The following is a 26,161-nucleotide window of genomic DNA, read 5'->3' on the forward strand; positions in this document are numbered from 1 at the left end:
TGCCATGTTCCCCGCCATAGCTATCGACGGTCCCGCCGCTTCAGGCAAGTCGACCGTCGCCCGAATCGTCGCCGAAAAACTGGGATACACATTCATTAACACCGGAGCCATGTACCGCGCCATGACGTGGTACGTCCTCTCACGGGGAATTTCCCCAGCCAATACCCAAGCCGTCATTGCCTTGCTGCCGGAAGCTCCCCTGGAATTCGGGAAGAAGGGCGCCGTTTCCATCGTCCTCTACAACGGCAGGGAATTGACGGACGAACTCACAGGCACGGAAGTCAACAGCAACGTTTCCGCCATCGCCGCCATTCCGGAAGTCCGGGAACTCCTCGTCAACCGCCAGCGGGAATACAACACCCGCGAAGCCGTTGTCATGGAAGGGCGCGACATCGGAACCGTCGTTTTTCCTTCCACTCCCTTCAAATACTTCGTCACTGCTTCGGAAGAAGTCAGGCAGGCACGGAGGGCAGCCCAGGGACAGCAGGATTCCATCGCCGAAAGAGACCGCAAGGATTCTTCCCGGGCGGCATCTCCGCTGACGCAGGCTCCGGATGCCCGCCTGATCGACACCTCCGACTTGACGATTGACCAAGTCGTCGCCATGATCGTCGACGATATCCGCACCAAAACGGCCCTTCTATGAACTCCTTCTACTGGTTCTTCTATACTCTCTTCAAGTCGGCATCGCGCGCGTTCTTCTCCCACAAGGTTATCCACCGGGAAAAACTCATCGAAGAAGGCCCGGTTCTCATCGTTTCCAACCACGAGAGCTTCGTCGACCCCCCCATGCTGGGAATCTGCTACGAAGAAGGCATCTACTTCTTCGCCCGGAAAACGCTTTTCAAAAGCATTTTCAAATGGGGGCTTCCCCTGTGCCAGGCTATTCCCATCGACCAGGATAATCCGGACCCCAAAAGCATCAAACAAGTCATCGGACTCCTGAAAGCCGGCAACCGCGTCCTCGTCTTCCCCGAAGGCGCGCGCACGGAAGACGGTTCCATCCATGAAGGAATGGCCGGAGTCGGCCTCATTCTCAGCAAAACGAAAGTTCCCGTCCAGCCTCTGCGCATCCATGGCGCCCGGGAGATCCTGCCGGCCGGATCCGCCAGGATGAAGTTCCATCCCGTCAGTATTACGATCGGAGACCCGATCGACTTCACCGCTGAAGAACTCAATGCCAAGGGCAAACAAGCATACACCCACCTCGCCCAGCGAATGATGGACGCCATCCGCGCCCTTCCCGTTGAGGAATAGTTTCCCGCCATGATCCTGTCGCGGCTCCGTTTGCTTGATTTCCGCTGCTACGCTGATTTTCAATGGGATGTTCCGTCCCAAGGAGCCATCGTCATCGGCAATAACGCCGAAGGGAAAACGAGTCTTCTGGAAGCAGTCTGCTTCCTCTTCCGCCTCGTCTCACCCCGCACGGGGCGTCCATCCGTCATGATGCGCCAGGGAGCGGAACGCCTGGGCGTACGCGGCACCATCGGTACGCAAACACGCCGTATCGTCTGGAGCCGCAGCGAGCACGATCTGCAAGTAGACGGGTGCCGCCGTACCGACCAGCGCAGTTACCTGGAAGACAGCTTCCCCGTCGTCTGGTTCGGCAACAGGGACATGGAACTCGTGCGAGCCAGTGCGGATGCCCGACGCAAATACCTTGATGCTATCGGTACGCAATGGCACCCTGCCTACCGGGAAGAGCTCTTCCGGTACAACCGCGTGCTGAAAACGAGGAATCACCTCCTCAAGCACCGCCCTGCCGATACGGCCCAGAGGGAGGTTTATTCCGCCGCTCTCGTCAACCATGGAACCAGGCTCGGCACACTCCGGGCGGAGCTCATCGACCTCTTGCGCCCGCACATCATCCAGGCCTGCCACGGAATCACCCGGACAGCGGAAAAGATTGAGATCGCCTATGCTCCGTCGGTTCGCAGGGATTTTGCAGAAGAACTCGCCGCCACCCTTCGCTCCGACCTCCGTACCGGACAAACCCAGACAGGCCCACACCGGGACGACATTCTCATCACTCTCAACGGCATGCGTGCCGCGGAATTTGCCTCCGAGGGACAGCAACGCACCATCGCCATCGCCCTGAAAATGGCGCAGTCCTCCCTTCTGAAGGAAGAAACGGGCATGTCGCCCATCCACTTGATCGACGATGTCTTCGGAGAACTTGATACCACACGTCGCAACGCCCTGATGAACTCTCTGCCGGCCGATTCCCAGAGTATCATCACCACCACCACCCTCGGCTGGATGGATACCGCCGCACCGCCGCTCCCCGTCCTTAAACTCTCGGGACAGCATCTGGAAACTTTCCAGGCTTGAGTCCTTCGCGAACCTGCCCTACGCTTGAGCCATGGATTACGCAGATCTGGAAGCAAAACTGGGATATACCTTCAACAATCCCTCCCTGCTTGTCCAGGCAATGATGCACCCCAGCGCCTCGGCCAACCCGAAGACGCGCATCACATATGAACGCCTGGAATTTCTTGGAGACGCAGTACTGGAACTTGCCGTCAGTCGGGAACTTTTCGACGCCCTGCCCGAGGCCCCCGAAGGAGTCCTGACGCACATGCGTTCCCGCATCGTCAGCCGCCAGCATTTCTACCGCATGGCGTTAAAACTGGAAATTGACAAATACATCATTCTCGGCAAAGGAGAAGAACGCACCGGGGGACGCGTCCGGCTCTCCAACCTCGCCAATACCTTTGAAACCGTTTTCGGCGCCATCGTTCTGGATTCCGATTATGAAACAGCCCGGACTATAGCTCTGCGTATTCTTCAGGAAGCCATCCGCACCGCTTCCTCCGACCTCCGAGAACACAATCCCAAAGGCGAACTGCAAAGCACCCTGCAAACCATCTTCCCCGAGTCCCCTTCCTATGAAACGAAGGAACTCAACCAAACAGACGGAGATCCCCGCCGCTTCTCCTCCACCGCTCTCTGGCGCGGCATACCGATCGGCTCCGGTTTCGGAGCCAGCAAGCGCAAGGCTGAAGTAGCCGCTGCAACCGATGCTCTGCAACAGCGGGCATGGCTTCGGGAAATACCATCGTAAACAGGAAGACTTCTCCCGTCAGATATCGCTAAAATCCAGCCGGACAGGCTTGAAGTACACTTTCTCTCGATGGTTGGCGTCCCAGAACAGCAAGAGCATCACGCCAAGCAGCAGCACGCGCCACGTCACCTCAAACGGATAATTATCCACCTCGCGCTGGACTCCCAGGCAACTGCAGGACAAAGATAACCCGCGTATCCACCCCTGCACGAAAATAGCGACAAACCCCCCGGTCAAAGCTACACCCAAAGCCGTAGCCCCCATATACATCCTCTTGAACAGAAGGCATCCGCCCACGATAAGCTCCACTGCAATACCCAGGCAGGCCATCGGCCAGGCCCAGTCATGGGGAACAATATCAAAACGGTCGATGTCCGCTTCCAAGCGATCCAGGTGCATGGCCTTCATCCCGCCCACCGTCAGGAAAAACACCCCCGTCCCCACTCGGAGGATCCAAAAGAAAATATTGATGAACTTATCCCTGTACATAATGTTATGGGCGGCTTTGTCGCAGAACGTATTTCATTCCATGACGACGGAAAGATTCAAGCATATTTTCCGTCCCGGAAGACAATTCCCGGCGGCTCGGAATCCCATTCCCGTCCAATGATTTGTTCCACCCCGGTAAAAACCGCCCGATCATCCTGTCATTTGTCATCTTCGGCTTGACCTGCGGCCCGTCTCTTTTCATAGTTTTGACGTCTGAAACGGTTTAATCACCGTTACAAGCAATTTCCCGGCTTCCCGACAAGTCCCTTGAAACGGAATCACTCCGGAAGCCGGATATTCCAGACGTCGAGAATTTTTATCTATCAATACTTTATGCCTTCTTTTCTACAAAAGCTCACCAATTTCTTTTCCTATGACATAGGGATTGATTTGGGGACGGCCAATACCCTGGTCAATGTCAAGGACCAGGGCATCGTGATGAGGGAGCCTTCCGTCGTCGCCGTCAAGGGAGACAGGGTGCTTGCCGTCGGTGATGACGCCAAGCGCATGCTCGGCAGAACGCCCGGGTCCGTCACCGCCATCCGTCCCCTGAAGGACGGCGTCATTGCCGATTTCTACATCACGGAGGAAATGCTCCGTTATTTCATCAAAAAAGCGGCAACTCGCCACAGCTTCCTTCGTCCCCGCGTCCTCATCGCCATTCCATCCGGCATCACGGAGGTAGAACGCAGGGCCGTCATCGAATCCGCCCTGGCAGCCGGCGCCCGCAAGGTTCATCTCATTGAAGAGCCCATGGCAGCAGCCATCGGAGTTGGCCTTCCCGTTCAGGAAGCCGCCGGCAACATGATCGTCGACATCGGCGGAGGAACCACCGAAGTCGCGCTCATTTCCCTCTCCGGCATCGTTTACAGCCGTTCCGTCCGCTGTGCGGGCGACGAACTCGACGACGCCATTATTTCCCACATGAAACGGCAGTACAACCTCATGATCGGGGAACGTACCGCCGAAGACATCAAAATCCGCATCGGGTCTGCCTATCCCCTGGCCAAGGAATTGTCCATGGAAGTCAAAGGCCGCGACCTCGTAGCGGGACTTCCGAAGACCGTGGTCATCACATCCGAGGAAATACGCGAAGCACTTGCCGATCAATTGAATACGATTGTCAACGCCGTCCGTACGACACTGGAACGCTGCCCCCCCGAACTGGCAGCCGACCTGGTTGACAGAGGTATCGTACTGGCTGGCGGAGGAGGTTTGCTCCGCGGCCTGGATGAACTCTTGCACGTTCAGACAGGACTCCCCATCCACATCGCTGAAGATCCCCTCAGTGCCGTCGCCGAAGGTACCGGCAAGGCCCTGCAGGAACTGGACTTCTTCACCAATGTGACGGAAACCCAATAGAATCCTATCATCTCATCTTATAGTTTCATCGCACACTCCCGTGAAGCGGTAGTGGCATGAGTTGGATTCCCAGTCCGCTTTGCCCTGCGGTTACCAATCCTCCATCACGGCGACAACGCCCATGGACCGCATAACGGGATACCTGCATACAACCAGCATATATCCTTACAACTGTGCTTTTCAAAATGCTTAAAAAAATTAAACGCGCCTTCGGCTTTGGATCCTGTGATCCCAAAGAAGGTGTTACCATTGTCATCAATGCGGAAAAACTGGAACGCCGCGTCGCCCTTCTCGAAAACGGAATCCTTGAAGAATACACCCTGGAACGCGAAGGAGAAGACAACATCGTCGGCGGCATCTTCAAAGGAAAGGTCAAGAATATCGAACCCGGTCTGAAGGCCATGTTCGTCGATATCGGCCAAGACAAAAACGCATTCCTCCACTTCTGGGACGCCCTGCCCGCCGCACTTGATTCCGGACTCGAAGAAATCGAACGAGAAGGCCGCCCCAAGAAACAACATAAAAAAATCACATCCAAGGACATCCCGGACATCTATCCGATCGGCTCGGAAATCATGGTTCAGGTCACCAAAGGCCCCATTGGCACCAAGGGACCGCGAGTCACCACGAATATTTCCCTGGCAGGACGCTACCTCGTCCTGATGCCCTATACGGACCAGTTCGGCATTTCCCGCAAGATCGAAGATCCCAAAGAACGCCTCCGCCTGCGTCAAATCATGCAGAAGCTCAATGTCCCCGATGGCATGGGCATCATCATGCGCACGGTGGCCCAAGGCCAGCGCTACCGCCACTTCGTCCGCGATCTGGCCATGCTCATGGAACAGTGGCATGAGGTAGAAGCCAAGCGCGATGCCAACCCGGCACCCGTCAATGTCTACCGGGAACCGGACCTGATCGAGCGTACCGCCCGCGATTTCCTGACCGATGCCGTGGACAACATCGTCTGCGACGATCTCGAAACCACTGAAAACATGCGCGCCATCGCCGGCAAAATCTCCCGCCGTGCCAAGCGCCACATCCAGCACTTCCCCGTTCGCCTGCCGATCTTCGAAGAACTCGGCATCCAGAAACAGATCAATGAAGCCTTCCAGCGCCAGGTACTCCTGCCCTGCGGCGGCTATCTCGTCATCGACGAGACGGAAGCCCTCATTGCCATCGACGTCAACACCGGCCGCAACAAAGGTTCCAAGGACCTGGACAAGACCATTCTGGAAACCAACCTCGAAGCCGCCTCCGAAATCGCCCGCCAACTACGCCTGCGCAATATCGGCGGCCTCGTCGTCGTGGACTTCATCGACATGCGCCACCGCAAGGACCAGATGGCCGTTTACAAGATGATGAAGGACCGCATGAAGCGCGACAAAGCCAAAACCCAGGTTCTTCAAATGTCTCCCATCGGCCTGATGGAAATGACCCGCCAGCGCCTCAACGAAAGCCTCCGGGAATACGTCCACGATCCTTGTCCCTACTGCAACGGACGCGGCCGTATCAGATCCGTCATGACGATGAGCGTGGAAATCCAGCGACAAATCAATGCCGCTATCCAGAAATACCACGACACGGTCGGCGACATGGTTATCGTCGTCAATTCCGAAGTTCTCTCGCGCTTCAAGAACGAAGACTCGGAGCTCCTCATGGAGCTGGAGCGCAAGCACAGCGGACGCCTCATCTTCCGCAGCGATCCCACGCTTCACCGGGAGAAGTTTGCCATCTACGACGCCAGGTACGACAATAAAGCCCTCTACCAGGCGGGATAACAACACCTCCCCCTCATCTCAACCCGGACATTCGTTCAATGTCCGGGTTTTTCATTCCCGTCCCATTCTCATTCCCCGCCATGACAGAACCCGACGAACTCCTGCCTCTGGAAGACACGCGGAAAGATGTGATTGCCAAAGCCCTGTCACACATGGCGATTAACCGCAAAGAACTCCCCAAGACTCCAGAAGAATGGCCGAACTTTCTTTCCTCCCGCCTTCATCTGGATCCACAAGCATTCCTGACCATGCCCGATGCCATTCCTCCCATTCCTCTGCCCGATGGCCTGGAGAGACACATTCTACCCTTTGGAGAATGGACACTCAACATCTGGACACTTCCGGCCAACGGAGGACTCGTCGTTATTGATACGGGACTCTCTCCGGATCAACTTATAGCAGCAACCCGAGGGCACACTCCGGCGGCCATTCTCATCACCCACTTTCACAGAGATCACACCGGAGGCACGGATGCCTATTCCCAAGTCCCTGTCCATGACCCAGCCAATACACGCCCCGATCCCCAGCCTCGGCAAATAGCCGGGCTGGAATGGACTGTTCTCGACCTTGCCGGCCACACTCCGGACGGTATCGGCTGGTTCACTATCTACCGGGGTACTCCTCTCTTCTTCCCTGGAGATTCCATCTTTGCCTGCTCCATTGGCAAATACCGAGGAAACGAACAGCAAACCATGCACAACATCCTCGCCGCCATGAGAAGCCTTCCGCCAGAAACTATCATCTGCCCGGGACATGGCCCCGCCACAACCATTGCTCTGGAATGGCAACGAAATCCTTTTATCGCTCCATTCAGACGTACATAGGCAAAAGATAAAGATTCATTCACAAATTTGGAATTAATCTAAAAACAACTTGACAAATTCATCTCTCGCAGGAAGAGTATCCAACCGTGAACTCCATCCCAGTCAGCCCCGAAGATCCGGTTAACATGGCCTTGCTTTCCGTCGCCGAAGATAGAATCGACGGATTCCGTCGCCATCCCTTTCATGCCATCGCCCGCCAAAGCGGACTGGAACTGCCCGTCGTCCTGGAACGTCTCAAAGCCATGAAAAAGGCTGGCGTCGTGCGCCGTATCAGACAAACTCTGCTGGCAACCAAACTAGCCCAGGGAGCACTTGTCGCCTGGGATATCCCCGAAGAACGTCTCCATGATGCATTCGACTGGCTTATGCACGAAGACCCTTTTACAGGGCACGTTGTTCTCCGAACAACGGACGCACCGACTCCCGGAAGCAACTTCAGACTCTGGACTACTCTCAAAGTTCCCGTCGGTTGCAACACGCTGGAAGGACATTGCTCCGTTCTCTCCCGTCACATCGGTGCACGGGAATTCGTCCTATTACCCGCCCGCGGCATCTTTGCCCTGGGCGTAGGTCACATGAGACGCCGCAGTCTCAAACCCGGAGACAAGACTCCCGAACCCGCCGCCATGGAAGAAACCCGTCACGCCTCCCTCACTCCGGAGGAATGGAGAGTCCTGCTCGTGCTCAAGGAAGAACTCCTCGATGAAGAAATCACCGAAGAACCATGGGAACGCCGGGCAGCTTCCCTGGGCATGACGACGGAACACTTTTGCTCCATTGCTGAAAAACTGGACCATCAAAAAGTCATCGGCCGCTTCGCAACCTTCCTGGAACACATGCAACAGAAAGTCTCGGACGGCCCCGTGACGCGTTATAACGGCCTTTTCCACTGGACTGTCCCGGAAGGCATGGAAGCCCGGGCAGGAGCCGAATGCGGTCGTCATATCTGCATGACCCACTGCTATTGGAGAACCGGAGGCGCACCGTTCGCCGGAGCCCAGATCATGGGCGTCGTCCATGGAATGGAAAAAGACATCGTCCTGGTCCATAAGAACGCAATTGACGCCCACCTGGAAGCATGCGGCATCCCCGTTCTGCATACAGCTGTTTTCTGGAGTATCCGGTCGGAAATCAAGCCTTCGGAGATTTCTCCCGATATCTATGCCGCCTGGCTTGCACAAATGGCCTAGCGTTTTCTTCTTTGCTCATCATTGAACCTCCCCCAATTAAACAGGGCCGCCTCTCCTCTCCGGAGAAACGGCCCTGATACCATTTAATCAGATCGGGAATTTATTTCTTCTTGTTACCGCTATTCTTCTTAGCGGGAGCCTTAGCCGGAGCTGCGATTTTGGCATCCTTGGCGGGAGCGGCAGGCTTGCCGGCTTCCTTGGGAGTCTCCTCCTTTTGGGGTTTGGGACGCACACCTTCACGGGCAACACGTTCCGTAGGAGTTTCATACCCATTCAGGAACGCATCGTACTTCGGATCCATTTTAATCTCGGGGAAAAGAACATTCTTGTGGAGATACACAAAAGCGGCTGCATCGCGAAACGCCTGCGGAGCCTTGGCAAAGTTGCTCTTTTGGGGTTCATGTTTCATGAATTCAACAACTTTCGGATCTGCGGCAAGAATATCCACCGACTGCAACAACGCAGCAGAAGCCAGAGGAGAATAGGCTCCGTGTTCAGCGACAATCGTGCGTGCAAACTCGTCCAAGGCTTCCTGGGGCTTGCCTGTTGCCGCCAAAGCAACGCCTCTGGCATAGGCAATGCGGGCCGAATCCTTCAGACTCCACTTGTTCTTCTGCTTCTGCATTGTTCCTGTAGCGGAAATCACATCGGCCCATGCTTTGGCATCCAGCTTGGAAAGAGGTTCTATGGCCTCAAGAGACACAATCATTTCCGCCGGAGGAGTCGCCTGCCGTGGGAACGCCTTGTACAGTGCAGCTACGGCAGGCCAGTCCTGCATCTCAATGGCACATTCCAATTCCAGGAACGCAGCCTTCTGGACATAGTTGTCCGGAACGGCGAGGATCGCTTTGTATTTATCCTTGAATGCAGCAAACTTGGCGCGAGCTTCCTGCAATTTGTTATTCTGGAAAGATTCCAAAGCAGATAAATATTCGGGCGGTTCCATCATGTAGAAGTACTCGAATTTGTTGAAAGGCAACTGCATCGGATCCACCTGAACGGTATTGAGTTTATAAAGGATCGTCCCCCGGTTGCCACCAACGACGAAAATATCCGTGGCTCCGCCGCTAGGCAGATCGGAGGACTTGACGCGCGTTCTCAAAGAAGGCTGTTGTTCGGCCGCTTGTCCGAACGCAAGTCCGGACAAGGAAAAGGCGCCAGCCAACAGGAGAATGGAAAAACGTTTCATATCTGTTATGCTTTCTAGTAAGTATTTGACCATTTATTTACCCTGGGACGCCTTGATGGCAGCCTTGCGAGCTTCGTAATCACGGTGTTCTTCCATGACGGAGGGATCCGCACCGTACTTCTTCACAAGATCTTCGACCTTGCGCCACTTGTTACGTTCATCCACCGACATCTTCATAAAATTCGGCTTGGTAACGGAGATGTAATTCGTACCGTTCTGCCATGCGATATAGCGGTCGGACTGTTTTTCGTAACCGACTCGGGGATTATTCCTCTGCCAGAATGCCTTCATCAGCTCTTCCTGAGCCGGAGCAGACCACTTGATCATGCCCTTATAGTTATTCACCAGGTTGAGGAAGGCCGCAATAGCCTGGTCCATCTTGCCCTGCTTGACATTGGCAATACCAAGGTTGAACATGACCTCAGGCTTGAACTTGTTGTAGGATTTGTCAGCCAGATAGCGTTCCGCTTCTTCAGCAGCCTTGGGATAATCTTCCTTGCCCAACTGGAAACGCACCATGTACATCTGGGCTTCTTCCATGGACTTGCGGTCCGGCTGAGGTTTGGCGCGTTCGGCGACAAGCTCATCATTCATCAGCTTAACCGCTTCGTCGATCTTGCCCTTGTCACTGCTTCGTCCCATGGCTATAGCCTTGCCGAAGTTGGCTTCCTTCTTGTAACCCTTGTTGCGCTTCAGAATCTCATCGTAGTATGCTAAAGCCTCAAGAGGCTGATCGGTCTGACCGATATACGTCCCGAGCTTCAGGAGAATGTAAGGCGTCAAATCCGACGGTTTATAGTCATTCTTGAGCTCCTTGAAGAAAGCACTGATAATCCCTTCCAAGATGGCCTTTTTCTCCGATTCTTCAGGCTTGAGCTGTGCCAGTTCATCCTGATACACGCCAATCACGGCCGTGCGCAAAATCGTCTTGAGGGAAATATCGTCCTTGCTGACTCCGGGGAAGTTGTAGAAATGTTCCTTCACCTGGTCGAGGGTCAATTCCTTGCCCATAGCCTTATGCGCATCCAGATAGAACTTCGTGTAGCTGCCGACGGCTTGCTCCACCTTGAGGTTCTTGGAATCCAGCTGGCCTTCGCGAACAATGATGTCGGCAAGCTTCTTGCGGGCAGCTTCAAAAGCTTCCGGCTTCTTGCCGTCCTTGTAGAGCCCCATACCGGCCACGGCTGTCTGGAGAGCAAAGGGATTCTTCTCCGCATCGCAGTCGGCCCAGAAGATATCGTAGTACTTCTTCGCCAGCTCTTCGTTATGGTGAGAGCCGTCACCGGCATAGTTGGCGACAAGATTATACACGGCTTCGGACATGCAACGCTTGTTACCGATCTTCTTGGCCGCTTCATAGCTCTTGACATAGAATTCATTCGCCTCATCCATCTTGGACGGCTCGGAAGAATAAATATTACCCATCAGCAAAAGAGCCAGAGGATACACCTTCGATTCGGGGAGATTGTCAATGATCGTCTTGCAATCCTTCAAGGCAAGGGCATCGTTTTCCTTTGTCTGGAGCTGGAGATTGTTGAACGCACGGTCATAGAGCATATTTCCGATGAAGGGGTTATCCTTGAAATCGGGATACTTCTCGATATAAGCCGAATCCGCTTCAATAGCTTCCTTCCAGCGTCCCAGGGATGTCAGAGAAGACGCCAGATAGAATAACGACTGCTGAGTGTAACTGCCGTTATCCGGATACTTCTTGATGAATTCTTCAAACAGGGGAACGGCCTCCTTATACTTCTTCAACTGGAAGTAGGCCACAGGTTCGCAATAACTGGCAAGAATATAGAATTTACCCGTCGGATCATCGGCATTAAGTTCCTTGACCTTGACAGCCTGTTGGATACATTCGTCGTATTTGCCTTCCTTGAGGAGTTTTTCAAGGGACATTGTATTGAGTACTTTAGCATACTTGGAATTAGGGAATTCCTTGATATGCTGTTCCACCAGCTCGGAAGCTCTCTTGACATCGCCAAGCGTCCAGGTGGTCATAGCCAACTGGTAAAGATTAGTCTCACGCTCTTTAAGCATGGGATACTGTTCTTCAAGAATCTTGTAAATGGCATTGGCGGCACGCACCGAACCATAGTTCAAATACGAGGAAGCAAGCCCCATCAAGGCATAACCGTCCAAGACAACCTTCTGATCGGCCAGCTTATCGTACGTCTTGGTAACCGCATCAAGCGTCTTCTGGCTATATATCGTGGCCGTATCGGCTATGCCTCCACGTTCCTTGAACGGTTCGATCCTCTTGGAAATAGCGGCTACATCCGCCTTCACGTCGCCCATGTTCGGGACAAATCCGTACAAATCCAAGGCAAGGCGAGCATAGGCCAAAGCCAGATCGGCCTTCCCTGCATCCTGGGCATCCCCCATGCGGACGGCGGCACTGGAAGCGAGTTTCAACAACTCGGGTCCATAGGGAGCAACACGAGCTGCTCCCATATTAATAATGGAAGGATACTCATTCAGGAAATCAACTACAGGCTGGGGATTCTCTTGATCGATCCCGGCACGAACCATGGTCAGGAACGCGTTGACGAGATAATCGTCGGAAATCCCCTGTCCCCTGTAACGATTGACAACGCATTTGGATACCGCGTCAATCCCCTTCTCGAATGAAGGCTTGGATCCCAGAAAATAGCACTGGGCCATAATGCTGAATATCTGACCGGCGTTTACCCTGGCATCCATCCCGGTATTGCGGCGTTCCTTCAGGAATTTTTCCAGAGTTACAATGGCTTCGTCATACTTTTTAGCCAAAAACTGACATTCACCCATTCTGTACAGGGAAACGCGAAGGAATTCGTTTTTGTCCCCGGGAAACTTGGTATAGCAATCCGTAAAAGCCTGGATAGCCTTGTCATATTCCTTCATTTTCATCAGGCAAACGCCCTTCTGGAAGTAGAACCAGCCGAATTCGTCCCCGAATCCGAGCGATTTGGCACGAGGACCATACGTTTCCAGGCACTTGTCAATAGGTACAAGAGCGGCCTGCCATTGTCCCTTTTTCATAGCTTCAATGGCATCTTTCTGATATGTGGGAGGGCCGCCGCCCTGTGCCATTGCAGACTCCGTCAGCGTCATCCCCATCAAAGCAAGGGTAAGCGCTGAAAGCGTTGAAATGTATTTCGATCTCTTCATGGTTTTTTAAGTCACTATTAGTATGAGGCAGGAGAAGGAAGGAGGTCAAGCGCCATCTGGGAAATACGATGCCACAACCTGCCATCCGTGGATCCTGAAAAAATTCTTTTCCGAATTGTCAGTCCGGAGCGAGTTGACAAACTGCGGGTTCCTCGCAACACCCGCTTAAATGGGGAGGCGGCCCCGGCACGGTATCCAGCACGCACTCGCATACATACTTTCATCCGAGGCCCGGGCCGCCAGCCTTGTTGGATTTTATTGTTGGAAACGGTCTCTTATTTATCTTCCGGCACGTTCGTCAAAGCGACGGACTTGATACCGGCTTTGGAAAGAGCGTTCAGGACGTCAATCACGCGTTGGTGCTTGCCGCCATTTTCAACAAACAACTGGACAACAGGCTTGGAGCCGACAGCTTCGGCCGCTTGCTTAAGGTTCGTCAGGGAATCGACAAGAGTCGGCAACTCATGGTTATCCGGATCGGAATCAACAATCACCTGGGAGTCCTGCTTGCCCCAGTAGATCACGCCGTTGTTGTCAACGCGCACCAAGCCCGGTTCAACAGCATTCGGTGTTGTCGATACAGAGTTCGTGTTGCCCGGCATGCTCATATCGAGTTTGCGTTCCTGAACAATCGACGTAGCAACGATGAAGTAAATCAACAGAAGAAAGCAACAGTCGATCAGGGACGAAATATCCATCTTGGGATCTTCATCCTCGGCTGGCTCCATCTTTTTGTGTCTGGCCATCTTGTGTATTTAAACTGGTTAGTGGTAAGTCTGCCTGGAAAACATTATCTCAATTATGGGTCGGCAATACACCGAACACAATGTCGGAAATACCTTCCGTACCTGCTACGCGGATAATCGTCCGGGCATTCTTGAACAAAGAGACCTTGTCGCCGCGAAGATAAATCTTCAACGGATAATTGTCCTTTTTGAACAATTCCGCTTTCCCGTGAATATATTCGCGAACATCTCCTTCAGTCGGAAGAGCCTTGCCGGAATCGTCGCCCCAAAGAATGTCGCTTGACATGCCATCCGGGCGGCTTTCACCGTAAACGTTAATGACGATACAACCATTGGCGGATTTCAACTCGCCGGAATTGGATGCAACCGGCACGGAAACGGCCTTGTCACGTTTGACGGTAATGGCGGTAGCGTTTACGACGAAGAAAATGAGAAGAAGGAACACCATGTCAATCATGGGAGACATGTCCATCTGGCCATCCTCTTCGGGAGGCTGCATCATTCCTTTCAGTTTACTCATATAAATCTTCTAGAATTTTAGAGTTCTTGCAGCTCTGCTCTCTTACAAACAGAGCTGCCCCTCGAAAACGAGCCCTTGCTGGCTTAGGCCAAACCTTCCGGGATACGGGCCAGCTGAGCTTCAGCATTAACCACGTTGATGGAGGTGTTGACCATTTCCTGAACGGTACCGACGCATTCGGCAACATTACTGTTGGCGATGTTCTTCTGGAAGAAGAAGAAGGGCGTCGCAATAATAGCGTTGATCAAGCCCCAGAAGGTCGTCAACAGAGCCACGGAAATGGAACCGGCCAACTGGGTGGGGTCTGCCTGACCGGTTGCAGCCAGCACGCCGAAAGCTTCAACCATGCCCTGCACCGTACCGAACAAACCGAGCATTGGGGAAATCTGGGCACAAAGAGAAAGCATGTTGATCCACTTGAAAAGGGAACGACTCTCATTGGCGGTAAAGTCGGCGATAGCGTCTTCTACGGCGTCACGTCCCAGATCTTCCGGACGAGTAGCGTCCACATTAGGCAGAGCATAGGCAACCAGGCGGCCCAGATAGGTGGGACTGCCGGCAGCTACTTCGATCGCGGAACGCACTCGGCATTCGGCCATCAACTGAAGCAGGGTCGTCTTCAAATCTTCAGGACAGAACTTGTCCTTGCGAAGAGCGATAATGTTATAAACGGCCAGGAAAAGAATGGCCGCCAGCAAGAGAATGATCGGAATCATGGTCCAGCCCCCGTCGACAATCCACTTGTCGAGCATGTTCTTCTCCACAACTCCGCCCGTAGCAGCCTCTTCGGCGGCATCCTGAGCAAAAGCTGACATTGAGAAAGACGCGAGAGCCACAGAGGTGAAGGCGGCAACACGATAACCCATCGTAAAGAGGTGCTTCATAGTATTGGAATCTTGTTAATTCGAAAGATAGGTAAGTATTTAGCCTTTCTTCCCCCCGTCTGGCAAGCTTCGAATTCACAAGGGGGTAGATTTTTCCAAGAAAAGATTATCCATTCAATTCCAGCCGCCGGCACACAGGACAGGGGGGACGGCATCCGCGGGCCGGACAAAAACTTCTGCCATACAGCACCATCTGCAGATGCAATCTGCCCCATTTCTCCTTCGGATAGAGCTTTTTGAGATCGCTTTCGACTTTTTCCACTGTGCCGCCCTTGCTCAATCCCCATCGGCGAGCAAGACGAAAAATGTGGGTATCCACAGGAAAAGCCGGAATGTGAAACGCTTGCTCCATCACCACCGAGGCCGTTTTATGTCCTACTCCCGGCAGGCTTTCCAAAGCCTCGAAACTGTCGGGGACATTTCCTCCGTATTGTTCGACCAGAATCTTACTCAGCTCGACAATCGAATTGGCCTTACGATCGGAGAGACCGCACGAACGTATGATTTCCCGTACGGTTTCAGGAGACTGACGCGCCATATCATACGGATTGCCGGCCAGGGCAAACAATTCGGGGGTTACAAGATTGACCCTGGCATCCGTGCATTGGGCGGATAACAAGACGGCCACCAGAAGCGTATAAGGATCCCTGTGCTTCAGTGGGATTTGAGGGTCGGGAACCGATAGTTCCAGTTCTTCTTCAACAATGCGGGCGCGGTCTTTCTTGTTCATGGGAAATGAAAAACGGGAGAAGATCTCCTTCTCCCGTTAAAATTGTGCATCGTACCGGCAACGGAACACCGTCCGTCACTCCGTTACTCGGCCTTCGCGTACAATCCCCGGGCATTCCTTTGCTGCAAGGCCGCATACATGCTTCTGCAATGACGGTATCCCCTGCGCTTGGCCAGTACTTCCATGCTGGATTCGGGGCTGCCCCACTGTACAACGGTGATCTCGACATAGCGGCGACCCCACTTTTTCATCAAAGACTTGCTAGGCTGGTAAATATCAATCGTACCGGTTCCGACGAGAGCACTGCCGTAATCATCGACAACGTACAGATAAGGCTGTCCTTTGACTCGGAACTTTGTGCCAAGAGGATAGACGGACCAGTCGGCAGCAGCGCTACGCACACTCGACGTATATTTCAAGGACGTCCCGACGGCATTACGCGGGCCATAGGCTACGTGATCGCGTTCGGAATGCGTATAAGCAGTCGTCCGTACCACGCGAGTTCTCTGGTTCGGATGGTAGTAGGGCATCTTGTGACGATCAGCCCCCATCTTGGGGTACTTGGAAGAAGGCTTGGCCGAAGGGCTGGGAGCAAGAGGTTCCACAAACCCCTTATCCACGTTCCCGGACTTGGCAAACATCATACCGGAATCACTGGAACTGAACAGCCCCACCCCAGACGTGGAAGAACAACTTGTAAGAAGACAGGTAGCACACGCTGTCACGCAGAAGAGAATTTTTTCTATCAGACTCATGAGATCGAATGTTTCCCGAAGCATCGCATTAGCAACCGACATCCGGGGGGGATCATATAGGTTTGCAGCCGGTCTCCGCCGGCAACATTGCGCTACTTCTACGTCATCGAGCTCCACTCGGCAATCTTTTTTTCTCCTACTGATACGATTCAATGTCCAAAATTCTTTCAATAGTTATTTTTTACCGATAAAGTTGCAATCTCCTTTTTGTATTCGTAGAATGCGTTTGCTTCCATGGCCTCTACTTTTCCAGATCTTGTCGTCAGCTATCTGAAATCCCTTGAAAACAGGGGGATCGTCCAAATCCCGATCGACGACGAAGCCCGTTCCGTCTTAAGGAAATGGGTCATTTCCGCGCGTGCGGCGAAAGCTTCGATCTCTCCAACTCTGGCCAAGCTTCCCCCCAGGCCAATTCCGGATCCCCCCCCTTCATCAAACGAAGCAAACGACGAATTATCCGATACATCCCGGAACACCATTTCATCTCTGCGAGCTCTTCTTACGGAAACACCGCAAGAAATGCCTGAGGAAAATAATCAACCGAACTTAACTATCCCCGAATTGGCAGGTAATTCTCTGGAAGAAAATCTGACCGCGCTCAGATTAATTGCCGAACGATGGCAACCAGCGAGAATACTGGGAACACTCAGGGAAACCATGGTCTTCGCCACGGGCAATCCTCACACGGATCTCATGTTGATCGGAGAAGCTCCCGGATTTCAGGAAGAACGTCTTCGGGAACCTTTTGTCGGACCGGCCGGAGAAAAACTCAACGCTATCCTAAAAGCCATGGGGCGGTCCCGTGATTCCATTTATATCAGCAATATCGTCAAATTCAGACCATCCCTGCCTCACCAGACCACCAATAACAGAGCCCCCAACGAGCGGGAAATCGCCTACTGCCTTCCGATCATTGCCAAAGAAATCGAATTGATCCGCCCCAAAGTCATCGTCGCCCTCGGCGCAACGGCAGCCAAAGGCCTACTCGGAACAACTTCTCCGCTTTCCACCCTCCGTGGGCGTTTCCATTACTTCCGCGGCGTTCCTGTCCGGGTTACCTACCATCCCAGTTACCTGCTCAGAAACGAAGAACTCTCGGAACGTCGCAAAGTGTGGGAGGACATGCTGGCCGTCATGGAACTGCTGGGAATGCCCATCTCCGACAAGCAGAGAGAATATTTCCGTCCCAAACAACACTGATTTCCTCCAGTCATGGATTATCTCGACACTCTTCTGGAACATCACAAAATTCGTCTTAAAAAACTGCTTCCTCTGGAAGGGAAGCTCCGTGCCGCCGCTATCCTGCGCAATGAGTACGCTGGATTCAAAACAGCTGTCGACCTTGGAGAAGACAGACTTTCCGTCGTCGCACAGCTTGCCCGTACTCTTCCAAAGTCCGATGCCGGCACCGGGAGCGAACCGATCCAGACAGTGGCAGGAAGAATGTTTGAAGGAGGTATACAGGGTATTTCCATCGTAACGGAAAGTACGTTGTTCGACGGCAGCCTAGTCGACCTCTCCACTATTTCCCGCATCAGCCCGGTTCCGGTACTGGCCCGCGGAATCTGGACACATCCGGCGGAAATCTGCCAGGCGATCGTCAGTGGAGCGGATGCCGTCAACCTCGTAGCCGGAGCACTCGGACAAACCGATCTCCGCGACTTATATTCCCTGGCAACCGGACTCGGCCTGGACGCCATGGTGGAAGTCCACTCCTTGGAAGATGTAGAACAAGCCCTGGACCTGAACGCCGACCTGATCTGCATCAATCATCGGAATCTCCACACATGGGAAACCGATCCCGACCTCACCGAATTCCTGATTGACGAGTTTCCCTCCTCGACGGTCGTCCTGGCTACCGGAGGCATCGGCACCGTCGAAGATGCCAGGCGTCTCCTGGAAGCCGGTTGCAATGGAGTCATCATTGGAGAAACCCTGATGCGTCAAAACATTCCTCAGGATCTCATCGCCGCCATCCGCAACGTACGTCTTTCCGGTGCTGAAAGTACAGACGGGAACTAACGGCTTGACATGACTGAATAATCAGATCAAAAGACTTGGGAATTAATTGATCTTTCCTATGTCTTTTCTTCAAAAATTATTGCCTCTCTGCATACTCGGAGCTGCTATTCCCGCCATGCCGGCCATGGGGCGAGCACCTTTGGACAAGCCGAATGTTGTCATTGTCTATCTGGACGATTCCGGGTACGGCGATTTCGAATTTACCGGCAACAAGAACGTCAAAACACCCCATCTGAACAAGATGAAGGACGAGGGTCTCTTCATGAGCCATTTTTACAGCGGTTCTCCCGCCTGCACGGCCAGCCGCTATGCATTGATGACGGGTAAAAGTCCGGCGCGCTCAGGCTTAAAACGCTGGGTCCTTTCTCCCCAGAATGCCGAATATATCAAGCCCGAAGAACAAACCGTGCCCGAAACCATGAAACAGGCAGGCTACGTCACGGGAATGATTGGCAAATGGCATCTGGGCGTTACGAACAAGGCCAACGGTATGGATACCAAGTCCCTGCCATGCGCTCACGGGTTCGACACCTACATCGGCATCCCCTACTCCAATGACATGACGCCGACCCCACTTATCCAGCAACCGGGAGACTCCAAGGCATATCCTTCGGCCAAGGTTCTGGAAAACCCCGTCGAACAAGACAAACTCACCCAGTACTACTTCAACCTGGCATGCGACTTCGTCAAAAAGAACAAAAACCGCCCGTTCTTTCTCTACCTTGCCACATCCATGCCGCACTACCCTCTGCATCCCGGTAAGGACTTCCGCGGCAAATCTTCTTCCGGAAGAATCTATGACGATGTCATCGAGGAAATTGATCATTGCATGGGACAACTGCTCGGAACGATCGACAAAGCCGGTATCGGCAGAAACACTCTGGTCATTTTTTCCTCCGACAACGGTCCCTGGCTCATCAAAGGGGATCAGGGAGGCACCGCCCTGCCATTCCGCGACGGCAAAGGCTCCAACTTCGAAGGCGGTGTCCGCGTCCCGGGAATCTTCCGCTGGACGGGCGTCATCTCACCCGGACAAACGAATGATTCCATTGCCAGCGTTCTGGATATTCATCCCACCCTCTGCACGCTGACCAAACAGGAGTTCAAACCCCACGGCCATGCGGACGGACACAGTATAGCTCACATCCTGAATCCCAAATTCGGAGGAAAAACAATCGAAGACGACGATTACGTCCTAATCCAAACCGGCAAGGGAACCAACAAAGCCATGGCCGTCCACTGGAAAAACTGGAAACTCCACATTGATACATTCTCTCAACTCTGGGGACAAAAGAAAATCACCGACCACAATTCCCCGCCTGTCAAAGCAACTATGGACAAGCCCCTGCTCTACGACCTCTCCACGGACATTGCCGAAACAACCAATGTTGCCGACAAACACCCCGAAATCGTTGAGTTCATGAAAAAGAAGATCAAGGAATTCAACGCTTCTCTCAAAGACGAGGCCCCGTAAACGGTATTCCCCATCTCCCTCATCATTTCCGGCCCGGGCAAGGACTTCCTTTCCCGGGTCCGTTCGTTCAAATACGAATAGCAGGTAGTCTCAGACATTGCTGTCGCAATCTCCAAACGCGGCCCGGATCCAATGGATCTCCGGCTTTTCCCCTTCGCATAAATAAATAAATCTCCATCACATCGTACCTGTATGGCACGTCGCGGTCATTGAGCAGCCGGAGCCAGGCATGCGCTCCGGAACGGATCAACTCCCGCTTTTTTTTATCAACGGAGCGCATAGCTTCCCACACAGAATGGGAGGTTCGCGTTTTGACCTCCACAAATACCAACGTGTCTCCATCCCGGCAGACAACATCCAACTCACCGGCGGAACCGATCTTCCAGTTCTTCCGGAGAATAGAACATTTTCCGGCACGCAAGCGGGATTCCGCCACCATCTCGCCGTACAATCCGATGGAAGATGAAGACATGGTTTGCCCGGAGGAATCAGACAAACGGCAGTTCCAATTGTGCAACCGGCCCAAACGAGCGGCGATGCAACGGGCAAGGCCCATGCCTGAGCAACGCTTCCAAATGCTGTTTCGTCCCATATCCTTTGTGTTTGGCAAATCCGTACAAGGGGTATTCCCTGTCCGCTTCCTCCATCATATGGTCCCTCGTCACCTTGGCAAGAATACTTGCTGCAGCAATCGACAAACTAATTGAGTCGCCTTTGACGATAGCACGGTGCAAATAAGGGAACCCCGGCACGGGCAATCCATCAATCAGACAAAAATCCACCGCTACGCCCAATGCTTCTACGGCACGGGCCATAGCCAGATGGGTCGCCTTTAGAATATTGATCCGGTCAATTTCCTCGACAGTCGCCAAACCGACCCCATGCACAACTCCGGAGCTCTCCAACAATTCGGCAAACAGACGCTCCCTTCGAACCGGCGTCAGCTTCTTGGAATCGTCCAATCCGGCAGGCACCGCACATCCCGGAGGTAAAATCACAGCTCCTGCCACAACGGGACCAGCCAGGGGACCCCGCCCCGCCTCATCCACGCCGGCAATACAAGCATAACCTTCGACCCGGGCTTCATGTTCGGGCCGAAGAGTCGGATAAGTGTGGGCACGTTTTTCCATGAACGGGATTGAACCCGGTTCAAGACTTGAATGCAAGGCTTCAGATATCGCCGTCTTCGTTCTCTTTGCAAACCTTCTTCAGTCTTACCTGCGTCACACGCCGTCCGTCCGTCCCCGTAACCCGAGCAAGATAGCGGCCAATTTGCACTTCCTCCCCTTCCTCGGGGATATGTCCTTGTTCGTGGGTAATATAGCCGCCGAACGTCGTCACACCGGGACACTCAAGATCCAAATCGGGTAAATAATCCGCCAGATCAAACAGCGTCACGGCACCGCTGACCACATAGTCATCCGGGCCGGTCTGGACAAATTCACGCATATCGTCCTGATCGAATTCATCCTGAATATCCTCCCCGACAATTTGTTCCAGCACATCGTCAAGAAACACAAGTCCCAGGGAATCGCCAAACTCATCGACCACAAGAGCAAAGTGGGTCCTCTCCCGGAGGAAAAAGGTCAGCAGCGTATCCAGAGGCATCGTATCCGGCACAACCTTCAATTCGCGGCGGATGCTCATCAAATCCGGATTGGCCTGCCCCACCTGTTTCAAGAGATCCTTCACATGCACCCATCCTTTGACATCGTCCAGATGATTCCCATGCACCAGAGGGAAACGCGTATGGCGGGATGTCCGGGCAATTTCCCAATTCGCCTCATAGCTCTCTTCCAGATCAAGCACATCGACTTCACTCCGCGGAGTCAAAATGTCCTTGGCGCACATCTCATTCAATTCCAATGCGTTTTTCGATATCTCCGCCTCCGTAGGAGTCACTTCCTGAGAGCGTTCGCTCTCCGCCACCAGCAAAGCCAGTTCATCGGAACTGTGAACGGTGTGTCTGATCTCATCGGGATTGATGTTCAGGAAATACTTGAGAATAAAATTGGCCGTGCCATTGAATGCAGACACCACGAATTTGAATGCGATGTAAAAACCATGAAGAATCGGTGCCGTAAACAGAGCCGTTTGGTACGTATAACGAATCGCCACCGACTTGGGCACAAGTTCCCCAAGTACGACATGGGCAAAAGTAAACAGTGCATACGCTACCGCCATTGAAATCATGCGGATCATCGTATCGCTCATCCACCCCGTCATTTTCAACGTCGGCGCCAACAATTTCACCACAAGAGGTTCGCCCAGGAAACCTAAGGCAAGAGATGCCAGCGTAATGCCAACCTGCGTCGCGGAAAGGTAGGAATCCAGATGCCGGACGACACTCAGCGCGGTCGACAGCTTGTGGCGTATCTGCTTTGCCTCCGAGTCATCCGATTGCAACTGGCTTTCCCGTACTTTGACAATGGAAAATTCGCTTGCCACAAAGAAAGCATTCAGCAACAAGAAGAATGCAATGCCGGCGAGAACCAGCAGAATTTCACCCAACCCCGGAAACGTATCCGGAATTTCAGCGTCCCCAATGGACGCAAGAATACTCAGAGGGTCTATATCTGTCATGTGTTGTGTTCTTGAATTGGAGAAAACGCCATGGTGCCATCAAGCAGGGACAGGAAACCGGGATAACTCCGACCTCCGTCACAGCTTTTCATAAACACCTTTGTCCCGTTTTTCCAAAACAGTAAATCCTGCCGCCTTCGCATCGGAAACGGACAGGGGTTTGGTGATGCTGGGGACATTGACCCTGCTGATCACCTTACGCACCGGATGCTTGCACATCGGGCACTGTTCAAGCGGGGCACGATCCACAGGCCGTCTCAGTTCGAAACCGCGACGACATACCGGACAGGACATGTCCGGATCTTCGGCGTGCTCGGAAATATATTCGTAAATAGGCATAATAAGACGCGAGGCTAGTATACACCCGCCCCGCGCCATGAAAATATTTTTTTCGTACCAAGTAAGGCTGAAATTGTCAGCGTCTTACCAAGAAGACTTGGTCACACCGGGAATCATACCGGCGTTGGCCAGCTCGCGGAACGCGATACGGGACAATTTAAAACGACGGATAAATGCACGACGACGACCGGAAACGAGACAACGGTTGACAAGTCGGGTCGGACTGGCGTTGCGGGGCAACATGGTCAAACCAACATAATCCTTCTCGGCCTTCAACTGCGCACGCAGCTCGGCGTAACGCTTGACGGTCTCTTCCTTCTTCTTATTTCTTTCAATCCAGCTCTTCTTAGCCATAGTTCGGGGGGCTTAGATAGGCAGATTCGGTCCCAATTGCAAGCGATTTTTTCCTCAACACGATAATTTTTTGTTTTTCACGGACTTGAACCGGGCGTCGCAAGGGGGCTTATTTCCGTTTTTCCGACTTGAGTTTTGGAACAATTTTTGCATATTATTGTTCACTGTATTCCCGATTCACTGGGCGGCAACCCTATTACTCCAAATCCCCCATTATGAAAGGATTTCCAGCTTCCATCATCCTTCTTACCGTATGGTCTATTGCCGCTCGGGCGGTCTACCCCGACACTTCCGAGAACGACAAGGAAACGGAGGCGCAAGCTTCATTCTCGAAGACGCCCTGCCATGGAAACTCACCGCCCACTGCCACATTGTGCCCCGCATTGTAAAAACCGTGTAAAATAATCGATTTTACTAAAAAAAGTTTACCTCCCGTGACGGTGTATCGTCAAAGTCCCTGCAACTCGTCTACCCCATCATCCATCTTTTTCAAGGATCCGCCATGTTCCACCGCTACCTCCTCCCACTCGTTGCCCTGTTGGCATTGTTTCTGGCATCCTGCACCCACCAATCACCCGATTCCCTGCGCCAGACTGCCATAGGGTTGCAATGCGACAGGCGGCATGATGAAGCCGCGCGCGTTTACGTCCAACTGTTGGCAACCGTCGATGATGCCCAGAGTGGGGAAGATCTTCTGAATCCTTTCAAAATCATCAACTACTTCCCGGAAGGCATGGACGCCTCATTCCTCTGCCCCGGTCAGAATGCCGCACCGAAAAACGAGCTCCCCAACCAGGCACTGACCCTGGAAGGCGGGGAAAGCTACGGAGGGGAGGTTCCCGAGATAATCGTCGAGGATATCACATTCGGCATGCTCGTCCGATCATGGTTCCCGCATCACGACAAAAACATTCACTTCCGAACGGCTCTGGCAAAGTGGCAATATGAACATGCCGGAAGCACTCTCATCCACAAAGACGCCATGATCCAATTTGCCGGGATTCCTGAACCCGATTCTGGTTGGAAAAAATACTACCAACTGGAAGCCCTGCACCGTCTCCACCAACTGACCATCCTCGCCTTCAACGGGAAAATGCCTCCAGAGGAACAGTTCGTGGTGTACAAAACGCTGATCGACGTACTCCTCGACCGCATCAACATGGATTCCGGTGAACGGCTCAACCGCAAGTTCGTCAAAACGCCCTTCGACTCCGCTCCCGATGCCCGGGAATCATCGCTGAAAATCGACGAATCATCCCATGAATAAGTCCGCCTCCCGAAGAACAAATGCCTCGCGGCGGGACGAGGAAGAATGTCATTCTGCGAAAAACGTTCAGTTTTGTGCAGTTTGGGCTTTCCCCGGCCATGAAAATGATGCAGAGTCCCCAAGGACTATTTCCGATCAATTATGAAAATCGTCGTTGCTTACTCTGGTGGTCTTGACACTTCCGTTTTGCTGAAGTGGCTCAAGGAAAAATATAACGCCGAAATCATCGCCTATTGCGCAGACGTAGGTCAGGAAGAAGAACTCGACGGCCTCGAAGAAAAGGCCCTCAAGACCGGCGCTTCCAAGTGCTACATCGACGACCTGAAGGAAGACTTCGCCAAGAACTACATCTTCCCGATGTTCCAGGCCAACGCCCTCTACGAAGGCCGTTACCTGCTTGGTACCTCGATCGCCCGCCCCTGCATCACGCGCAACATGCTCGACATCGCCATCAAGGAAGGTGCCGATGCCATTGCACACGGTGCCACCGGCAAGGGCAATGACCAGGTTCGCTTTGAACTTGCAGCCAATGCACTGGCACCCAACATCAAGGTCATCGCTCCGTGGCGCGACGCTGAATTCCGCAAGCAGTTCCCCGGGCGTACGGAAATGATCGCCTACGCCGAAGAGCACAACATCCCGATCCGCCAGTCCCTCAAGAAGCCCTACTCCATGGACCGCAACCTGCTTCATATTTCCTTTGAAGCCGGCATGCTTGAAGACACCTGGTACGACGGCACCACGGAAGTGGACAAAAACATGTACGTCCTCTCCGTCGCTCCGGAAGACGCACCCGACAAGCCCGAGTACATCCAGTGCCTCTTTGAAAAGGGAAATATCGTCGGCATCCAGTGCGAAGGAATGGCTGAAATCCTGGCCAAGCACAATGTGAAGCCCCTGGGCGAACGCGACGGTTACACCCTCCTTTCCCCGCTCGGCGTCATGTACGTCCTCAACGAACTGGGTGGTCGCAACGGCATCGGTCGCGTCGACATCGTCGAAAACCGCTTTGTCGGCATGAAAAGCCGCGGTATCTACGAAACCCCCGGAGGTACAATCATCCTCGCCGCACACCGCGATATTGAAACCCTGACCATGGACCGCGAAGCCCAGAAAGTGCGCGACTCCCTGATCCCGGACTACGCCTCCGCCGTGTACAACGGCTTCTGGTTCTCCCCGGAACGCGAAGCTATTCAGGCTCTTGTCACCAAGACTCAGGAAACCGTTAACGGTGAAGTCCGTCTCAAGCTCTACAAGGGCAACGTCATGTTCGCCGGACGCCGATCCGCCAACACACTTTACTCCGAAGACATCGCCACAATGGAAGGCGGTCACGAAGAACTGTACAACCAAGATGACGCTACGGGATTCATCTCTCTTAACGGACTTCGTCTTAAGCAGTTCAGTCGAGCTAACAAGCCTTACGGCAACTAAG

Annotated in this window: 27 protein-coding genes; 14 read left to right on the forward strand and 13 right to left on the reverse strand. The window is 53.3% G+C overall.

Annotated features, from left to right (window positions below):
• The first annotated feature begins 4 nt into the window (after positions 1 to 4).
• The 4 genes from cmk to rnc are packed head-to-tail and all read left to right on the forward strand — an operon-like array spanning position 5 to position 3,064.
• Positions 5 to 646, forward strand: a complete 642-nt coding sequence (cmk, locus tag QET40_RS11830; RefSeq protein WP_280127379.1) for a (d)CMP kinase — start codon at positions 5 to 7, stop codon at positions 644 to 646.
• On the forward strand, positions 643 to 1,257 hold the full coding sequence (locus QET40_RS11835) for a lysophospholipid acyltransferase family protein (protein WP_280127380.1): 615 nt from the start codon (positions 643 to 645) through the stop codon (positions 1,255 to 1,257). The genes cmk and QET40_RS11835 overlap by 4 nt, the downstream gene beginning before the upstream one ends.
• Before the next feature lie 9 nt (positions 1,258 to 1,266).
• A complete protein-coding gene (recF, locus tag QET40_RS11840; RefSeq protein ID WP_280127381.1) occupies positions 1,267 to 2,331 on the forward strand; it encodes a DNA replication and repair protein RecF in 1,065 nt (354 codons plus the stop codon).
• A 31-nt stretch (positions 2,332 to 2,362) separates the two neighbouring features.
• Positions 2,363 to 3,064: a ribonuclease III gene (gene rnc / locus QET40_RS11845; protein ID WP_280127382.1), complete on the forward strand. Its 702-nt coding sequence runs from the start codon at positions 2,363 to 2,365 to the stop codon at positions 3,062 to 3,064.
• 18 nt (positions 3,065 to 3,082) lie between these two features.
• Here rnc and QET40_RS11850 read toward each other — a convergent pair whose 3' ends face one another.
• Positions 3,083 to 3,553, reverse strand: a complete 471-nt coding sequence (locus QET40_RS11850) for a MauE/DoxX family redox-associated membrane protein (RefSeq protein ID WP_280127383.1) — start codon at positions 3,551 to 3,553, stop codon at positions 3,083 to 3,085.
• A gap of 333 nt (positions 3,554 to 3,886) precedes the next feature.
• On the opposite strand from QET40_RS11850, the gene QET40_RS11855 reads away from it, so the two are divergent.
• From QET40_RS11855 to QET40_RS11870, 4 genes are all read left to right on the forward strand, one after another.
• The gene (locus QET40_RS11855; protein ID WP_280127384.1) at positions 3,887 to 4,915 is read left to right on the forward strand and encodes a rod shape-determining protein; all 1,029 of its coding nucleotides are present in this window, start codon (positions 3,887 to 3,889) and stop codon (positions 4,913 to 4,915) included.
• Positions 4,916 to 5,100: 185 nt separating this feature from the next.
• Positions 5,101 to 6,693 (forward strand): Rne/Rng family ribonuclease, encoded by a 1,593-nt coding sequence (locus QET40_RS11860; RefSeq protein WP_280127385.1) that lies wholly within the window; start codon positions 5,101 to 5,103, stop codon positions 6,691 to 6,693.
• 80 nt (positions 6,694 to 6,773) lie between these two features.
• Positions 6,774 to 7,517 (forward strand): MBL fold metallo-hydrolase, encoded by a 744-nt coding sequence (locus QET40_RS11865; protein WP_280127386.1) that lies wholly within the window; start codon positions 6,774 to 6,776, stop codon positions 7,515 to 7,517.
• Positions 7,518 to 7,603: 86 nt separating this feature from the next.
• Entirely contained in the window at positions 7,604 to 8,707 is a 1,104-nt protein-coding gene (locus QET40_RS11870; RefSeq protein WP_280127387.1) for an Lrp/AsnC family transcriptional regulator, read from the forward strand.
• 100 nt (positions 8,708 to 8,807) lie between these two features.
• Here QET40_RS11870 and QET40_RS11875 read toward each other — a convergent pair whose 3' ends face one another.
• From QET40_RS11875 to QET40_RS11905, 7 genes are all read right to left on the reverse strand, one after another.
• On the reverse strand, positions 8,808 to 9,896 hold the full coding sequence (locus QET40_RS11875; RefSeq protein WP_280127388.1) for a hypothetical protein: 1,089 nt from the start codon (positions 9,894 to 9,896) through the stop codon (positions 8,808 to 8,810).
• Positions 9,897 to 9,929: 33 nt separating this feature from the next.
• A complete protein-coding gene (locus QET40_RS11880) occupies positions 9,930 to 13,052 on the reverse strand; it encodes a tetratricopeptide repeat protein (RefSeq protein WP_280127389.1) in 3,123 nt (1,040 codons plus the stop codon).
• Positions 13,053 to 13,327: 275 nt separating this feature from the next.
• Positions 13,328 to 13,798, reverse strand: coding sequence for a biopolymer transporter ExbD (locus QET40_RS11885; protein ID WP_280127390.1), 471 nt, complete (start codon positions 13,796 to 13,798; stop codon positions 13,328 to 13,330).
• A gap of 49 nt (positions 13,799 to 13,847) precedes the next feature.
• A complete protein-coding gene (locus QET40_RS11890) occupies positions 13,848 to 14,318 on the reverse strand; it encodes a biopolymer transporter ExbD (protein ID WP_280127391.1) in 471 nt (156 codons plus the stop codon).
• A gap of 83 nt (positions 14,319 to 14,401) precedes the next feature.
• Positions 14,402 to 15,202 (reverse strand): MotA/TolQ/ExbB proton channel family protein, encoded by an 801-nt coding sequence (locus QET40_RS11895; RefSeq protein WP_280127392.1) that lies wholly within the window; start codon positions 15,200 to 15,202, stop codon positions 14,402 to 14,404.
• Positions 15,203 to 15,308: 106 nt separating this feature from the next.
• A complete protein-coding gene (nth, locus tag QET40_RS11900; RefSeq protein WP_280127393.1) occupies positions 15,309 to 15,932 on the reverse strand; it encodes an endonuclease III in 624 nt (207 codons plus the stop codon).
• A gap of 83 nt (positions 15,933 to 16,015) precedes the next feature.
• Positions 16,016 to 16,687, reverse strand: coding sequence for a 3D domain-containing protein (locus QET40_RS11905; RefSeq protein WP_280127394.1), 672 nt, complete (start codon positions 16,685 to 16,687; stop codon positions 16,016 to 16,018).
• Positions 16,688 to 16,921: 234 nt separating this feature from the next.
• Between QET40_RS11905 and QET40_RS11910 the strand changes: the two genes are divergently transcribed.
• Genes QET40_RS11910 through QET40_RS11920 form a run of 3 tightly spaced genes read left to right on the forward strand, consistent with a single transcriptional unit; the run spans position 16,922 to position 20,183 of the window.
• On the forward strand, positions 16,922 to 17,887 hold the full coding sequence (locus QET40_RS11910; protein WP_280127395.1) for a uracil-DNA glycosylase: 966 nt from the start codon (positions 16,922 to 16,924) through the stop codon (positions 17,885 to 17,887).
• A 12-nt stretch (positions 17,888 to 17,899) separates the two neighbouring features.
• Entirely contained in the window at positions 17,900 to 18,709 is an 810-nt protein-coding gene (locus tag QET40_RS11915; protein ID WP_280127396.1) for an indole-3-glycerol-phosphate synthase, read from the forward strand.
• A gap of 58 nt (positions 18,710 to 18,767) precedes the next feature.
• Positions 18,768 to 20,183: a sulfatase-like hydrolase/transferase gene (locus tag QET40_RS11920; protein WP_280127397.1), complete on the forward strand. Its 1,416-nt coding sequence runs from the start codon at positions 18,768 to 18,770 to the stop codon at positions 20,181 to 20,183.
• A 67-nt stretch (positions 20,184 to 20,250) separates the two neighbouring features.
• Here the strand turns inward: QET40_RS11920 and QET40_RS11925 are convergent, their stop codons facing one another.
• The 5 genes from QET40_RS11925 to rpsN form a co-directional block, all read right to left on the reverse strand.
• Positions 20,251 to 20,655, reverse strand: coding sequence for a YraN family protein (locus QET40_RS11925; RefSeq protein ID WP_280127398.1), 405 nt, complete (start codon positions 20,653 to 20,655; stop codon positions 20,251 to 20,253).
• A 16-nt stretch (positions 20,656 to 20,671) separates the two neighbouring features.
• Positions 20,672 to 21,313: a ribonuclease HII gene (locus QET40_RS11930; RefSeq protein ID WP_280127399.1), complete on the reverse strand. Its 642-nt coding sequence runs from the start codon at positions 21,311 to 21,313 to the stop codon at positions 20,672 to 20,674.
• A 40-nt stretch (positions 21,314 to 21,353) separates the two neighbouring features.
• Positions 21,354 to 22,766, reverse strand: coding sequence for a hemolysin family protein (locus QET40_RS11935; protein WP_280127400.1), 1,413 nt, complete (start codon positions 22,764 to 22,766; stop codon positions 21,354 to 21,356).
• A gap of 78 nt (positions 22,767 to 22,844) precedes the next feature.
• Entirely contained in the window at positions 22,845 to 23,105 is a 261-nt protein-coding gene (locus QET40_RS11940; protein WP_280127401.1) for a zinc ribbon domain-containing protein, read from the reverse strand.
• A gap of 84 nt (positions 23,106 to 23,189) precedes the next feature.
• A complete protein-coding gene (rpsN, locus tag QET40_RS11945; protein WP_280127402.1) occupies positions 23,190 to 23,459 on the reverse strand; it encodes a 30S ribosomal protein S14 in 270 nt (89 codons plus the stop codon).
• Between the two features lie 215 nt (positions 23,460 to 23,674).
• Here rpsN and QET40_RS11950 point away from each other — a divergent pair, with 215 nt between their 5' ends.
• From QET40_RS11950 to QET40_RS11960, 3 genes are all read left to right on the forward strand, one after another.
• Complete coding sequence (locus QET40_RS11950; protein ID WP_280127403.1) at positions 23,675 to 23,848, forward strand: hypothetical protein; 174 nt, start codon at positions 23,675 to 23,677, stop codon at positions 23,846 to 23,848.
• Positions 23,849 to 23,961: 113 nt separating this feature from the next.
• Positions 23,962 to 24,726, forward strand: coding sequence for a hypothetical protein (locus QET40_RS11955; protein WP_280127404.1), 765 nt, complete (start codon positions 23,962 to 23,964; stop codon positions 24,724 to 24,726).
• A gap of 141 nt (positions 24,727 to 24,867) precedes the next feature.
• The gene (locus tag QET40_RS11960) at positions 24,868 to 26,160 is read left to right on the forward strand and encodes an argininosuccinate synthase (RefSeq protein WP_280127405.1); all 1,293 of its coding nucleotides are present in this window, start codon (positions 24,868 to 24,870) and stop codon (positions 26,158 to 26,160) included.
• Position 26,161: the final 1 nt, after the last annotated feature.

The sequence above is a fragment of the Akkermansia sp. N21169 genome (assembly GCF_029854675.1).
Taxonomy (GTDB): Bacteria; Verrucomicrobiota; Verrucomicrobiia; order Verrucomicrobiales; family Akkermansiaceae; genus Akkermansia.